General features: G+C 61.2%; 14 protein-coding genes. 3 read left to right on the forward strand and 11 right to left on the reverse strand.

Annotated elements, in window-relative coordinates; translation table 11 throughout:
* Window positions 1–89: 89 nt before the first annotated feature.
* From J3P88_RS18815 to J3P88_RS18825, 3 genes are all read right to left on the reverse strand, one after another.
* On the reverse strand, window positions 90–527 hold the full coding sequence (locus tag J3P88_RS18815) for a DUF3995 domain-containing protein (RefSeq protein WP_434570916.1): 438 nt from the start codon (window positions 525–527) through the stop codon (window positions 90–92).
* A gap of 134 nt (window positions 528–661) precedes the next feature.
* Entirely contained in the window at window positions 662–1,672 is a 1,011-nt protein-coding gene (locus tag J3P88_RS18820; RefSeq protein ID WP_434570918.1) for an ABC transporter substrate-binding protein, read from the reverse strand.
* 153 nt (window positions 1,673–1,825) lie between these two features.
* On the reverse strand, window positions 1,826–2,275 hold the full coding sequence (locus J3P88_RS18825) for a hypothetical protein (protein ID WP_434570920.1): 450 nt from the start codon (window positions 2,273–2,275) through the stop codon (window positions 1,826–1,828).
* 427 nt (window positions 2,276–2,702) lie between these two features.
* Here J3P88_RS18825 and J3P88_RS18830 point away from each other — a divergent pair, with 427 nt between their 5' ends.
* The 3 genes from J3P88_RS18830 (at window position 2,703) to J3P88_RS18840 (ending at window position 3,614) form a co-directional block, all read left to right on the forward strand.
* The gene (locus J3P88_RS18830; RefSeq protein ID WP_434570922.1) at window positions 2,703–2,939 is read left to right on the forward strand and encodes a hypothetical protein; all 237 of its coding nucleotides are present in this window, start codon (window positions 2,703–2,705) and stop codon (window positions 2,937–2,939) included.
* Window positions 2,940–3,062: 123 nt separating this feature from the next.
* The gene (locus tag J3P88_RS18835) at window positions 3,063–3,293 is read left to right on the forward strand and encodes a hypothetical protein (RefSeq protein ID WP_186707341.1); all 231 of its coding nucleotides are present in this window, start codon (window positions 3,063–3,065) and stop codon (window positions 3,291–3,293) included.
* 84 nt (window positions 3,294–3,377) lie between these two features.
* The gene (locus J3P88_RS18840) at window positions 3,378–3,614 is read left to right on the forward strand and encodes a DUF2789 family protein (RefSeq protein WP_434570924.1); all 237 of its coding nucleotides are present in this window, start codon (window positions 3,378–3,380) and stop codon (window positions 3,612–3,614) included.
* A gap of 209 nt (window positions 3,615–3,823) precedes the next feature.
* Here J3P88_RS18840 and J3P88_RS18845 read toward each other — a convergent pair whose 3' ends face one another.
* The 8 genes from J3P88_RS18845 to J3P88_RS18880 form a co-directional block, all read right to left on the reverse strand.
* Window positions 3,824–5,428: a methyl-accepting chemotaxis protein gene (locus J3P88_RS18845; protein WP_186729057.1), complete on the reverse strand. Its 1,605-nt coding sequence runs from the start codon at window positions 5,426–5,428 to the stop codon at window positions 3,824–3,826.
* Window positions 5,429–5,605: 177 nt separating this feature from the next.
* Complete coding sequence (locus J3P88_RS18850; RefSeq protein WP_003202859.1) at window positions 5,606–6,010, reverse strand: TraR/DksA family transcriptional regulator; 405 nt, start codon at window positions 6,008–6,010, stop codon at window positions 5,606–5,608.
* 327 nt (window positions 6,011–6,337) lie between these two features.
* A complete protein-coding gene (locus J3P88_RS18855; RefSeq protein WP_186710404.1) occupies window positions 6,338–7,360 on the reverse strand; it encodes an ABC transporter permease in 1,023 nt (340 codons plus the stop codon).
* Window positions 7,361–7,506: 146 nt separating this feature from the next.
* Window positions 7,507–9,060: a sugar ABC transporter ATP-binding protein gene (locus J3P88_RS18860; RefSeq protein WP_186729056.1), complete on the reverse strand. Its 1,554-nt coding sequence runs from the start codon at window positions 9,058–9,060 to the stop codon at window positions 7,507–7,509.
* A gap of 73 nt (window positions 9,061–9,133) precedes the next feature.
* On the reverse strand, window positions 9,134–10,057 hold the full coding sequence (locus tag J3P88_RS18865; protein ID WP_434570928.1) for a sugar ABC transporter substrate-binding protein: 924 nt from the start codon (window positions 10,055–10,057) through the stop codon (window positions 9,134–9,136).
* A 51-nt stretch (window positions 10,058–10,108) separates the two neighbouring features.
* The gene (locus J3P88_RS18870) at window positions 10,109–10,261 is read right to left on the reverse strand and encodes a hypothetical protein (protein WP_186710408.1); all 153 of its coding nucleotides are present in this window, start codon (window positions 10,259–10,261) and stop codon (window positions 10,109–10,111) included.
* 142 nt (window positions 10,262–10,403) lie between these two features.
* Window positions 10,404–11,456, reverse strand: a complete 1,053-nt coding sequence (locus tag J3P88_RS18875; RefSeq protein ID WP_434570930.1) for a Gfo/Idh/MocA family protein — start codon at window positions 11,454–11,456, stop codon at window positions 10,404–10,406.
* Window positions 11,457–11,855: 399 nt separating this feature from the next.
* Complete coding sequence (locus tag J3P88_RS18880; protein ID WP_434570932.1) at window positions 11,856–12,866, reverse strand: Gfo/Idh/MocA family protein; 1,011 nt, start codon at window positions 12,864–12,866, stop codon at window positions 11,856–11,858.
* Window positions 12,867–12,887 lie beyond the last annotated feature (21 nt).

The following is a 12,887-nucleotide window of genomic DNA, read 5'->3' on the forward strand; positions in this document are numbered from 1 at the left end:
ACTTGTGTTCAGCTTTTTAGGAGGGCTGCGCCCTCCAGCGGGAGCAAGCTCCCTCGCCACAACTGTGTTCGGCCGGGTGACGGCGTGAGTCAGGCCCACGCCACCGTCAACAATCCGGCCCCGAGCACCACGCACAACGGCGAGTAGACCCAGGTGTCGAGCCTGGCGAAGGTCGAGCCCTTGACCTCCTTGAAGAAACCCACCAACTCCGACTCGCCAATGGCTCGGGCGAACATCAGCAAGGCAATCGCGCTGATCAGCCACTGCAACGCCCGATGGGTGACCGGCTGGGCGAGCAGGCCGACCCGCAGGCATACCAGCAGCGCAATCATCAGCAGCGCCAGGGCCACCAGCAACGTCAGCCAGCCCGAGGGGTCGAACGCCGGTCGCAACGCGTCCCCCTGCTTCACCGGCACCTGGGGCACCACCGCCAGGGCCGCCCACCGCCCGCCCAGGGCCCAATACAAATGAATCAAGCTGATGGTCGCAAACACTGCGACCAGCGACCGAGCCAATAAAAGCGTCATTCGCCAGCCTCCTCAAAAAGGTTGAACAATCATCCTAGCTCGAATTTGGCATTTCGCTGGACGGGCGCAGGTTGCCAGTTTTCAGCGAATGACGACTTGCCCAGGATCAACTGTTCAATTGACTGACGTACTCGCTACAGACCGGCGGACACCTTGTCGGCGACGTCCTTGGGCAGCCAGGCCTGCCAGACCTCGGGATGGGCCTTGAGGAACGCCTCGGCGGCTTCACGGGGTGGCGTGCGTTTCTCGCTCATGTCGGCCAGGGCCTTGTTCAACGGCTCGATGGGCAAGTCCACCTTGCTGAAGAACTCGGCAATGTCCGGGTATTGCTTCTGGAACGGTGCGGAGACGCCAATCGACAGTTTCGAGGCCAGCGAGCGGGTCGGCTTCGGGTTGGGGTTGTCGGCGTCGGTCAGGGTTTTCCAGGCCTCGGCATCGAAAGGCGGCTCTTGCAACTGCACCAGCTTGAAGCGCCCGAGCAGCGGCGTGGGCGACCAGTAGTAAAACAGGATCGGCTTGCCCCGGCGGATCGTCGAGCTGATTTCCGCATCCAGCGCCGCCCCCGAGCCGCTGCGAAAATTCACGTAGCTGTCGGACAGGCCATAGGCCTTGAGCTTCTGCTTGTTGACCACCTCGGAGGTCCAACCGATGGGGCTGTTGAGAAAGCGGCCCTTGTCGGGGCTTTCCGGGTCCTTGAACACGTGCTTGTAGCGCGCCAGGTCCTCGACGCTGCGCAGGTCTGGCGCCAGGGGCTTGATGCCCTTGGCCGGGTCGCCCTTGATGACATACTCGGGCACCCACCAGCCTTCGGTCGCGCCTTTGACCGTATCGCCCAAGGCGACCACCTTGCCTTCGGCCTCGGCCTTGACCCACACCGGGCTGCGGCCGGCCCACTCCTCGCCGATCACCTGGATATCGTTATTGGCCAGGGCGGTTTCCAGGGTGATGGTGGTGCCGGGCAAGGTGTCGGTCTGCAATCCATAGCCCTTTTCGACGATGACCCGTAGGATATCGGTGATCAGGCTGCCGCTTTCCCAGTTCAAGTCGGCAAAGTGGATCGGCGCTGTGGCGGCCGACGCCGGAAGGGGTGAAACCAACACAGCGAAGGTGGCCCAGGCAGCCAGCCACTGTCGAACTCGTCTCATGCTTTGCACCTCGTGCCAGATAACAGCAATCCCTGAACGGCCCTGCGTAACGAAACGCAAGCCCCTGAATAGTTCAGTCAATTGACTGTAGCCGAGGTTCCAGCGAGATCTTGCGAAACTGTCAGCGGTTTGGGTGCACAGGCGCCGAAACGGTCACTCACTGGCCTTGAAAGTGACCAGTTCGCCCTTGCGCCACTTGGCGGCCTTGGCGGTTACCGCTTTCAAGGTCTTGGTCAAGCCTTCCTGCAGCTGTTCGTTGGCCGCGAACACGGTCACTACGCTGCGGCCTTCCTTGAACAGGATGGCCTGGCCCCCGGGAGTCGTGACGAAGGCGTAATCGCCAAGGCCATAGACCGTCAGCTTGATTTCGCGAAAGCGGATTTCAAACTTGCCGCCTTCGCGGCTAGGCAATACCGCCGCGCGAAAATGATCACCGACCTTGAGCTCAAGCCTGGGTTTGTCATCGACTACCAGGGCCGATTCGGTGTCGATTTCGGCAACATAAATACCTTCGGCGGTCTGCTCGGTGATGTAGACGAAACGTGACTGGAATTGTTTGACCAGTTTTGCCCGCAGGTCACCAAGTACAAATAACGCATGCATGTCGAGATTACTTACTGCCAAGGAAACATCCCCATCTTTGAAAAAGACCCGCCCCGCGCAAAGGACGGACCACGAGAACCCGTACCGACTGTAATGTCGTAATGGACCTGTCACTGAAATTCTAAATGAACGGCGCGCCCTGTCCCGGGCCGAGAGCAGACTAAAGGTTGCCGCTCTCGCCGTCTTTCCCGGGGAGTCGCCAGAGGCTGAAGGAAAACGCCACTCTGAGCTTCGGAAAAGATGGGACTACTAACTTTAGGGAAATTTCTCACTTAAAAAAGCATTTTTCTGACATCGAGCCCAAAAAAAATTGCTTTAGATAGGCGCAACCGTCCACACGGCACTGCTGATTCTAGAGCAGCCCAAGGCGTGGAGACTACTCGAAGTCGCCGGCAATTCGTCGGTAAATCATGAAAAGGAATTCATAATGATCGCTTTCCCTCCCCTGCCCTACCCCTTCGCCCCTTGCATCGCTGAAGCAGCCAACAGCTTTGACGGCGTCGATCGCCTGCCAATTTCGTTGATTCAACCGCGTTACCGGGTGGTCTTGGCCGGCAAGTGTTTTTTTCATATAGAAGAAACATCGACTGGACGTGTAAGAGGATTCCGAACCGACCATAACGAGGCCTGTCACCTGGCCAGGCGTCTCGAACAGAGCGCCTGAATGCCTCGTCCATGACTTAACTCAGCCGCCGACGGGCAACTGCTGCCATACTGCCCGTCCAGCGAAGATCGTCGTCCAATGGCGGATCGCGCACCCATAATGATTTTGAGGAGCAGGCGCGACGTGACGGAATTTGATATTGGCGAATTTTTTATCCGGGGCGAGGCCAGGGAAGTCGAAGGCGAGTTCCAAGCGGTCATTGTAATGCGTGCCAAACCACCGTTGACCACCGTCACCTGCCACCAGGTGGAAAAGGATCGCTGGTTCAAGACTTCGCAAGTCGCCGCCGAGGCCGCCAGGGAAGCAGCCAGGGCGCTGAAGGCCGCCGTGGACGAAGGCGCCTTGAAAGCCTGATTCCAATCGAACTCCTGATAAGCGCTTGCCTCAGATAAAGGAAGCACAGACGCGCCATGACGGCGCCGACCAGAGGAGACTCCCATGGAACAGCCTTCCCACGACCTCAAGACCCTGTTCGACCAACTCGGCCTGCCCTCCGATGGCAAGGCCATTGATGATTTTATCGTGGCCCACCCACTGTCCCCGGAAATCAAGCTGGTGGAAGCTGATTTCTGGTCGGACCAGCAGAAAGCGCTGCTCCAGGAATGGCTGCTCGCAGACGGCGAAGAAGCGGTGCTGGTGGACCAACTGAATGTGCGCCTGCACGACGGCAAGTAGCGGCAAGTAGCGGCAAGGCCCATTAATAGCATTCACCACCGCTCTTGTGGCGAGGGAGCTTGCTCCCGCTGGGGTGCGCAGCAGCCCTTGGACCTGCCGCCTCGGTGGGTCAGGTTGAGGAGGGTCAGCCTTTGGGGCTGCTGCGCAGCCCAGCGGGAGCAAGCTCCCTCGCCACAAAAGCTTCCTTGTCACATCCGTGGCGCTGAGGTCTAGCGCGGCTTCTCGGGTTTGTAGCCCAAGCGCAAGCCGCCCCAATGACGCCCCTTGAGCATGATTGGCACGGACAGGTCATGCATCAACTCCCCCGTGTCCCGGGTGTAGGTCTGCAACAGCACCGGTTGCTGGTGGCTGCCGCAGCGGATCCCGGTGCGATCGGAGAACTTGCGCTTGGTGCGGTTATTCAGCGTGTCCACCTGGGGATCGCCGGTCAGCGGCTGGCTGAAGACCTTATTGTGGGTCGGCACATAACCCTGTTGGGTGCAGGCAATCGCAAACACCAGGCCCTCGTGACGGGCCAGCAGCGGTTCCTGGATGGCGGGCAGGACCTGGTCGGTGTAGCGGTCGAAGCGTGTCTGGTATTTGGCCGGCTGGGTATTGGGGATCGGTTGATAGTTACGGTCGAACAAGTCCTCGAGGCTGACACGGCCCTGGTCGATATCGGCCTCGAACTGCGCGGCGATCTGGCTTGCCCCTTCCCGCGCGAGGTCGTAGACCCGCTGGTGATAATCGTCGAGGCCCACCTCGGCCAGGCGTTCGCTGATGGTTTCGGCCTGGCCTTCCATCTGCACCGCCGCCTCGGCCAGGCGCTGGGTCTGCTGGTCGCTGATGGACAGGTCGCTGCGCATCTGCTCGATGGCGTGGAACAGGCTGTCGAGTTGTTCGCGATTGGTGTCAGTGCCCTGGGCAATGGCACCGACCTGGGTTTCAACCCCTTCTGCAAGGCGGGCGATGTTCTCCAGGTGCTGGCCGGTGTGCTCGACCTGCTGCACACCACTGTCCAGGTCGGCGGCCAGTTGGCGGATCTGCTCCACCACCTGGGCGGTGCGCTGCTGGATGTCGGCCACCATCACCCCGACTTCGCCGGTTGCCGCGGCGGTACGCCCGGCCAGGCCGCGAACTTCATCGGCCACCACCGCAAACCCACGGCCATGCTCACCGGCCCGGGCCGCCTCGATGGCCGCGTTCAGCGCCAGCAGGTTGGTCTGGCTGGCGATCGATTGGATCACCAGGCTGACCCGCTGGATTTCATCGCTGCGTACGCTCAGGGCTTCGATCAATTCCCGGCTGTCATTCGCCCGCTGGCTGAGCTGGTGCATGCGGCTGATGGACTCCACCAGTTCGCTGCGCCCGGCCACGCTGCTGCGATGGGCCTCGCTGGCGGCGCCCAGGGCTTGCTGGCTGAGTTGTGAAGTGGCCTGTTCAGTGGCGATCATCGATTCGGCATTGCTGACGATCTGCGCCGCCGCATCGAGTTGGGACTGGACCTTGCCGGCCAGTTGCTTGACCGAATAGGCAACACCGGCGGCCGACAGGGCGTTATGGCTGGTGGTGTAGGACAAGTCGCGGGTCAACTCGGCCAGGGTGTCAGTGCTGGGTGCGGCTGCCGCGGCCACGCGTGAACGCAGGCGCGGCAACCAGACGATCAGCATCACCAGCGGCAGGCCCAAGTACAGCGACCAGCCGCCCAAGGCCATGCCGCACAGCAGCAAGGCCAGGGCCAGACTCTGCAAGGTCGGCGTCAGCCAGCGCGCCGCGCCTTTCGTTTCGGCTACCGAGGCCGGCACCGCACCCGCCAGCGTTCCGTCTGTCGCCATGTTCGTCACCCACATTCTCGTTGTTATGACCGCATTAAACGCCACTACCGAGCCATTATCCATGGTCCATTAGTCGTGTTCTTGCAGCAGGTCAACGGGAGTAGACGAACAGGTACCGGCGAAAGCAAAAGATCGCGGCCTTCGTCAAAAGGTCGCGATCTTTTTGAACAACGCGAATCAGGCCTGACGCTGGTGCTTGTCGATTTGTTCGTGACGTTCCTGGGCTTCGATGCAGTACTTGGTGGTCGGGCTGATCAGCAGGCGCTTGAGGCCGATCGGCTCGCCGCTGTCGTCGCACCAGCCGAAGCTGTCGTCGTTGATACGGTCCAGGGCCTGCTCCAGTTGAGGCAGCATGCGCTGGTCGCGATCGATGGCGTTGACCAGCCAGGTACGCTCTTCTTCTACGGAAGCAGCGTCCGCCGGGTCGGCCGGGGTGTCCAGGCTCTCAATGGCGATTCGGTTCTGTTCGATGCGCTCGTGGGTTTCGACTTTCATGTTCTGCAACAGCTTAGTGAAGAAAGCCAGCTGCTCGGCATTCATGTAGTCATCCGCCGGCATGGCCAGCAACTTTTCCTTTGTCATTGATTTCTCTATAAAAAAACGTGCATTAAGGCGAATTATGGAGCGTCCCGCAGCGCAGCTGCCACGCTCATCGGGTAAGGCGCCGTCTATTCCAAGCGCCACCCGGCACTCAATTTACGAGGGGCGGCAGTCTAAGGCCGAGTCGAGGCCTCAGCAACTGAAAACATAGGGAAAATGTCCGACAACCCCCTCAAATGTTCTCTGACAGGCTTTTGGCAGTCATCGGAGTGCGTTTATAACAAGAAATTCGGTGCAATTGCTGTATTAAGAAGACAAATGGCTACGCCACGCGGGTCAGGCGTGGCGCTTTGTCGCAACTTTCGGCTATCAGCGCTTGAGTTTGCGCTTGTTGCGGTACTGGTCGATGACCACCGCCACCACGATGATCAAGCCCTTGATGATGTCCTGAATGTAGGCATCGACCCCGACGAAGGTAAAGCCGCTGGCCATCACGCCGAGGATCAGCGCCCCGATCACCGTCCCGGTGATGCGCCCCACCCCACCCGCCAGGCTGGTGCCGCCGATCACCGCCGCCGCAATCGCGTCCAGCTCATAGGACATGCCCATGCCCGCCTGCCCGGTCGCCGCCCGCGCCGAGGCCACCACGCCGGCCAACCCCGCCAGCAACCCGGCAATGCTGTAGACGATCACCAAGTGGCGCTTGACGTTGATGCCCGATGTGCGCGCCGCCTGCATGTTGCCGCCAATGGCGTAGGTGTACTTGCCGTACTTGGTGTAGCGCAGGGCAATGTGGAAGATCACCGCCACCACCAGGAAGATGATCACCGGCATCGCGCCATGGCCAATGGCGGTATAGGAATCGGACAGCATGCTCACCGGCTGGCCTTCGGTGTAGTAGCGTGCCAGGCCACGGGCCGAGACCATCATGCCGAGGGTGGCGATGAACGGCGGGATGCCGGTAATGGCGATGATGCTGCCATTGATCGCCCCGGCCAGCAGCCCGACCCCAAGCCCCGCCACCACGGGTATCCACACCGGCAAGTCCGTCAGCGAGGGAAACACCGCCCGGGCGAAGTCCGAGGTCTGGGCCAGGCTGGCGGCGATCATCGCCGACAGCGCCAGCACCGAGCCGGACGACAGGTCGATGCCGGTGGTGATGATCACCTGGGTCACGCCGATGGCCAGCAGGCCGATGATCGACACTTGCAAGATCATCAGCACCAGGCGCTGGGAGTTCATCAGGAAACTCTGGTCACGCATGATCCAGCCGAACATTTCGAACACCAGGCCGATGCCGATCAGCACCAGGAAGATGCTCAGTTCCGTCGGCAACCGCCGCCGGGTCCTGTTCGGTGCTGCCGCGGGTTTGTTTTCCAGTATCGCGTTCATAGCCAATCACCTTTTTTGATCCGTGGCCAGGGAACTTGCTCCGCTGGGCCGTATTGCGAGCCGACACAGGGCCGCTTCGCGCCCCAGCGGGAGCAAGCTCCCTCGCCACATTTTTGCTCGACTTTATTTACCTGAGCCAAAAGGCATCAGGACAGGCCCGAGGCCAGTTGCATCACGCGTTCCTGGGTCGCTTCGCTGCGGTCGAGCGTGCCCATCAGGTCGCCTTCGTGCATCACCATGACCCGGTCGCTCATGCCCAATACTTCCGGCAGTTCCGAGGAAATCATGATCACCGCCATGCCTTCGCTGGCGAGATAGGCGATGAGCCGGTAGATCTCGGCCTTGGCACCGACATCGATGCCGCGGGTCGGCTCGTCGAGGATCAGGATGCGTGGATTGGTCATCAACCAGCGCGCCAGCAAGGCTTTCTGCTGGTTGCCGCCGGACAAGGTGTCGATGCACTGTTCCAGCGACGGGGTCTTGACCCGCAGCTTCTTGCACATGTCCTCGCACAAGGCGCGCAGGGCTTTCTGTTGGATGAAGCCGTTGCCGACGTAATGGGGCAGCACGGCCATCTCCATGTTTTCCAGCACCGACAGGCACGGGAACAGGCCACTGAGCTTGCGGTCCTCGGTCAACAGCGCGAAGCCTTTTTCGATGGCCATGTGCGGGTCGGTGATGCGCACCGGTTGGCCGTCCAGGAGGATTTCGCCGCCGGTGCTCGGGGTCACGCCGAAAATCGCTTCGGCCACGTTGGTCCGGCCCGAGCCCATCAACCCGGCGATCCCCAGGATCTCCCCGGCATGCAGGTCGAAGGACACGCCTTTGAAGATGCCGTCCAGGCTCAGGTCGCGCACCGACAGCACCAACTCACCGATGGGTTGCTCGCGCACCGGGAACAATTGGCTCAGCTCACGCCCGACCATCATCGAGATCAGGCTGTCGCCGTCCATGCTGTCGGCCCGTTGCAGGCCGATATAGGCGCCGTCGCGAAACACCGCCACTTCATCGGCGATGGCAAACACTTCGTTCATCTTATGGGTGATGTAGATGATGCCTTTGCCCTGGGACTTGAGGTCGGCAATGATCGAGAACAGGTGGGCGACTTCGGTCTCGGTGATGGCCGAAGTCGGCTCGTCCATGATCAGGATGTCGGAGTCATACGAGACCGCCTTGGCAATCTCCACCATCTGCCGCTCGGCAATGCTCAGGTTGCCCACCTGCTCCTCGGGGTCGAGCTTGATGCGCAGGCGCTCCAGCAGCCGGGCGGTGCAGCGGTGCATTTCGCCATGGTCGACCATGTGCAGGCCGTTGAGCTGCTCGCGGCCGATCCAGATGTTTTCGGCGATGCTCATGTGGGGCATCAGGTTCAGTTCCTGATGGATCATCGCGATGCCGGCCTGCAACGCCGCCAGCGGCGTGTCGAACGTCACCGGTTTGCCGCGCAGGCGCAGTTCGCCGGCGTCCGGCTGGTAGATGCCGGCGATGATCTTCATCAAGGTGGATTTGCCCGCACCGTTTTCACCCATCAGGGCCAGCACGGAGCCGGGGCGCACCCGCAGTTGAACATCGGACAAGGCCACCACACCGGGAAAGCCCTTGCTGACGTTGACGACTTCCAGCAGGTACGGCTCATCAAGTAATACGTCCGGCTGGAAAGTCATGGCCGGGGCGCTCGAAGCAGTCGCTGAAGCGAACATGATCAGGTACTCCCTCGGCAAGGTGGCGTTGCAACCTTGCCTGCTTATTGTTGTGGTGGGACCGGGTTGAACGTCACTTGAACTGATCGACGTTGTCCGGCGTGATCAAGCGGTACGGCACCACGACGGACGCCATTTTCTCGCCCTTGGCCATTTTGACCGCCGTGTCGATGGAGCCATCGGCCTGGCCCTTGGCGTCCTGGAACACCGAGACCGCCATTTGGCCTTTCTTGATGGCGTTCAAACCGTCCGGCGTGCCATCGACCCCGGCAATCAATACGCTGCCTTTCTCTTTACCCGCTTGCTTGAGGGCCATGGCCGCGCCGATGGCCATTTCGTCGTTGTTGGACACCACCGCGTTGAACTCGCGGCCTTGGGTCAGCCAGTCGTTGACCAGGGTCATACCCTTGTCCCGCGACCAGATACCGGTCTGTTCCTGTTCGATCTTGATGCCCGGGTACTTGGCCAGCACTTCCTTGACGCCCTTGGTGCGGTTGGTGGTGGAATTGTTCGCCAGGTCACCCAACAGGATCACGATGTCGCCCTTGCCGCCCATCTTGTCGGCCAGGTATTGCATTTGCATGCGCCCGGCTTCGAGGTCATCGGAGGCCACGGTGACCACCCCTTCCGGCAATTTCGGATCGTCCGGGCGGCGGTTGACGTACACCAGTGGGATACCGGCAGCCACCGCGGCCTTGGTGATGCGCTGGGTCGCGGCGGTGTCCACCGGGTTGACGATGAGCGCATCGACCTTCTGGCTGATGAAGCTTTCCACCTGGCTCAGTTGCTTGACCACGTCACTGCGCGCATCTTCGAACTGCAGGGTGACGCCATCGGGCAAGGACTTGGCCTTCTTGTCCATGGACTCGCGCAGGTAGGTCAACCAGGTGTCATCGAATTGGGACATGCTGACGCCGATCTTCAGGTCCGCCAGGGCAGCGCCGCTGGTGAGCATCAACGACAGGGCCAGCGAGGCGATACGGGTCTTGGTCTTCATGAACGGTCTTTCTCCACTTTTTTGTTGGTTTTATGGATAAGGCGTGACGGATCAGGAACGGGGCAAGCGCACGATAGGCGCACCGGGCATGCAACAGACCATGGCGCCCTTGCGCTGGATACACAGGGATTCGAACAGGGGGAGGACTGCGGACAGGCGCAGCAGATGTGGCAGGTGAAACGCAGAGCGGCTGAAGGTTTTCATCGACGGTACCTAGCTGTGTTTCTTGTTTTTGTTTCGTCTGTCGTCCGTTCAAGGTTGGCTTGGCGGGAGGCAGACAGGGTTGTCGGTAACCTGGAATCGACTTTATTGGAAAATATTTTCCATATCAACTGATTTTAGAATTTTATTCGTTTTTTATTCCATGTCCCACAGGCGCGGATAAACACACCACTTCGCCCTGCTCGGCACTCTGCCTGGCCGCATCGAGGAGGCGCGTGGTGGCCAACGCGTCACGGGCCTTCACCGGCAGCGGGCCAGCGTCCTGCAACGCGCTTTGCAGTTGTTGGTAGAACGCCAGCCAGCAGCCACGTTCGGAAGTCACTCGCTCGCGCTCGGTGCCGTGTTCGAACCAGCCCCAGCGTCGATGTTCTTCCGCCCCCCAGCGTTCGCCCTCGGTCGCCGGGCTCAAGCCGGCCAGCGCCTGGGCCTCTTGCCCATCCAGGCCTTCGACGGTGTAGCAGCCCTGGGTGCCGTTGACCCGAAAACGCGGGCGCGCTGCGTTTTGCACGCAATTGCCGCTCAAGTGGGAAATCACGCCGCTGGCATGGGTCAGGGACATGAAGAAACCGTTGTCGAACACCTGGTCCGGCTGCCGATAATCCAGCTCGGCGTAGACCCGCACCACCGGGCCGAACAATTGCAGCGCCTGGTCCACCAGATGGCTGCCGAGGTCGCGCAGAAACCCGCCGCCGCTGCCTTTGCCCACCGACGTTGGCGAATAACGCTCGACGCTGGATTCAAAACGGATGATTTGCCCGAGGGCACCAGAGGCCAGCAGTTTGCGCAAGGTCAGGAAATCCGAATCCCAGCGACGGTTCTGGTACACGCTCAGCGGCACGCCGCGTTGTTCGGCGGCCAACACCATGGCCTCGGCCTGGGCGGCGTCAGGGGCGAATGGTTTGTCGCTGACCACCGCCACGCCGAGTTCGATGGCTTGCATCACAATGGCCGGGCGACCGTCCAAAGGGGTGGACACCACCACCGCATCGACGCCGGCCGCCACCAATTGTTCGAGGGTGTCGAAGGCCTGGGCATCCGGGTGATCGCTGGCCAATTGTTGACGGCGCTCGGCGGACCGCGTCACCACGCCGACAAACGTAGCCCCTGGCAGGCTGCTGATCAGCGGCGCATGAAAGAACCGCCCACCCTTGCCGTAGCCGACTAGTCCGATTCGCATGAAAGCTCCTTATCTGGAAATAACGCCGGGCCCTGTGGGAGCGAGCCTGCTCGCGATGGCGGTGGATCAGCCAGCATTGCGTTGACTGACCCACCGCTATCGCGAGCAGGCTCGCTCCCACAGTTTGTTCCCGGATGACTGCGGGAACTCTGCTCACCACAAATCCCTTGTGGGAGCTGAGCTTGCTCGCGATGGCGGTGTACCAGTCGACATCAATGCAAGCTGACCCACCGCCACCATCGCGAGCAAGCTCGGCTCCCACAGTTTGACCGAGTACCTTTGAGGGGAACGCAGCCGACTGTGGGAGCGGGCTTGCTCGCGAAGGCGGCGGTACATTTAGCATTGATAGCGACTGACACTACGCCTTCGCGAGCAAGCCCGCTCCCACAGAGAATGAATCTAGCCGTAAAAATGTGGGCGCTCGGGCAAGTCGACCTTGACGATCTGCCCACTCTGTTGCGCCTCGACACAAGCATCCGCCGCCACCGCCGCGGCAAACCCATCCCAGGCCGACGGCCCGCCCACTTGCCCGGCGCGCACGCCATCGATGAAAGCCTGCAACTCGACGTCGTAGGCGGCGATGAAGCGGTCCTTCCAATCCATCAGGATCGCATTGGACAGCTTGGCGCCGCTGCGCAGTTGCACCTGGGACGGTTCCGGCAGCTTGGCGATGCCGGTCTCCCCCACCACTTCGCATTGGATGTCGTAGCCGTACTGGCAGTTGACGAACACTTCGACGTCGATGCGCGTGCCCCGGGCGGTTTCCAGCAGGACAATCTGCGGGTCCCGCAGGTGGGCCAGGGCCTTGCTGGTCTTGCGGGGGAACACCACTTGCACCGAGACGTAGTCATCGGCCAACAGCCAGCGCAACACATCCAGTTCATGAATCAAGGTGTCGGTGATCGCCATGTCGGCCTTGTAGTTCTCGCCCACGCTCGGGTTGCGGTGGGCGCAGTGCAGCATCAGCGGTTCACCGATCTGGCCACTGTCGATCACCGCCTTGAGCGCGCGATAGCCTTCATCGTACGGACGCATGAAACCGACCTGCACCAGGCGCTTGCCATGGGCCACTTCGGCGTCGACGATCTTGCGGCAGCCTTCGGCCGTGACCGCCAGGGGCTTTTCACAGAACACCGGCTTGCCCGCCGCAATTGCCGCCAGCACGAACTCTTCATGGCTCGGGCCCCAGGAGGTGACGAGGATCGCCTCCACGTCCGGCGCCTTGATCAATGCATGACCGTCGGGATAGACCTCGGCGGTCAATTTCAAGTCGGCCACCACCTTCGCCGCCTGGGCGAGGTTGATGTCGGTCACCGCCACCACCTGGCTGTTGAGCAAGGTCTGGCTGCAACGACGGATATGGTCCTGGCCGATGGCCCCGGTGCCGATGACGCCCAGCTTCAAAGACATTTGGAACTCCTTTCGTAGGGT

Source organism: Pseudomonas sp. Z3-6 (assembly GCF_051131985.1).
GTDB classification, from domain to species: Bacteria; Pseudomonadota; Gammaproteobacteria; order Pseudomonadales; family Pseudomonadaceae; genus Aquipseudomonas; species Aquipseudomonas zanjanensis.

Excerpts from the sequence above, each read along its gene's own strand:
- J3P88_RS18815 (WP_434570916.1), bottom strand. The coding sequence starts at position 527 with ATGACGCTTTTATTGGCTCGGTCGCTGGTCGCAGTGTTTGCGACCATC.
- J3P88_RS18820 (WP_434570918.1), bottom strand. The coding sequence starts at position 1,672 with ATGAGACGAGTTCGACAGTGGCTGGCTGCCTGGGCCACCTTCGCTGTG.
- J3P88_RS18825 (WP_434570920.1), bottom strand. The coding sequence starts at position 2,275 with ATGCATGCGTTATTTGTACTTGGTGACCTGCGGGCAAAACTGGTCAAA.
- J3P88_RS18830 (WP_434570922.1), top strand. The coding sequence starts at position 2,703 with ATGATCGCTTTCCCTCCCCTGCCCTACCCCTTCGCCCCTTGCATCGCT.
- J3P88_RS18840 (WP_434570924.1), top strand. The coding sequence starts at position 3,378 with ATGGAACAGCCTTCCCACGACCTCAAGACCCTGTTCGACCAACTCGGC.
- J3P88_RS18845 (WP_186729057.1), bottom strand. The coding sequence starts at position 5,428 with ATGGCGACAGACGGAACGCTGGCGGGTGCGGTGCCGGCCTCGGTAGCC.
- J3P88_RS18850 (WP_003202859.1), bottom strand. The coding sequence starts at position 6,010 with ATGACAAAGGAAAAGTTGCTGGCCATGCCGGCGGATGACTACATGAAT.
- J3P88_RS18855 (WP_186710404.1), bottom strand. The coding sequence starts at position 7,360 with ATGAACGCGATACTGGAAAACAAACCCGCGGCAGCACCGAACAGGACC.
- J3P88_RS18860 (WP_186729056.1), bottom strand. The coding sequence starts at position 9,060 with ATGTTCGCTTCAGCGACTGCTTCGAGCGCCCCGGCCATGACTTTCCAG.
- J3P88_RS18865 (WP_434570928.1), bottom strand. The coding sequence starts at position 10,057 with ATGAAGACCAAGACCCGTATCGCCTCGCTGGCCCTGTCGTTGATGCTC.
- J3P88_RS18870 (WP_186710408.1), bottom strand. The coding sequence starts at position 10,261 with ATGAAAACCTTCAGCCGCTCTGCGTTTCACCTGCCACATCTGCTGCGC.
- J3P88_RS18875 (WP_434570930.1), bottom strand. The coding sequence starts at position 11,456 with ATGCGAATCGGACTAGTCGGCTACGGCAAGGGTGGGCGGTTCTTTCAT.
- J3P88_RS18880 (WP_434570932.1), bottom strand. The coding sequence starts at position 12,866 with ATGTCTTTGAAGCTGGGCGTCATCGGCACCGGGGCCATCGGCCAGGAC.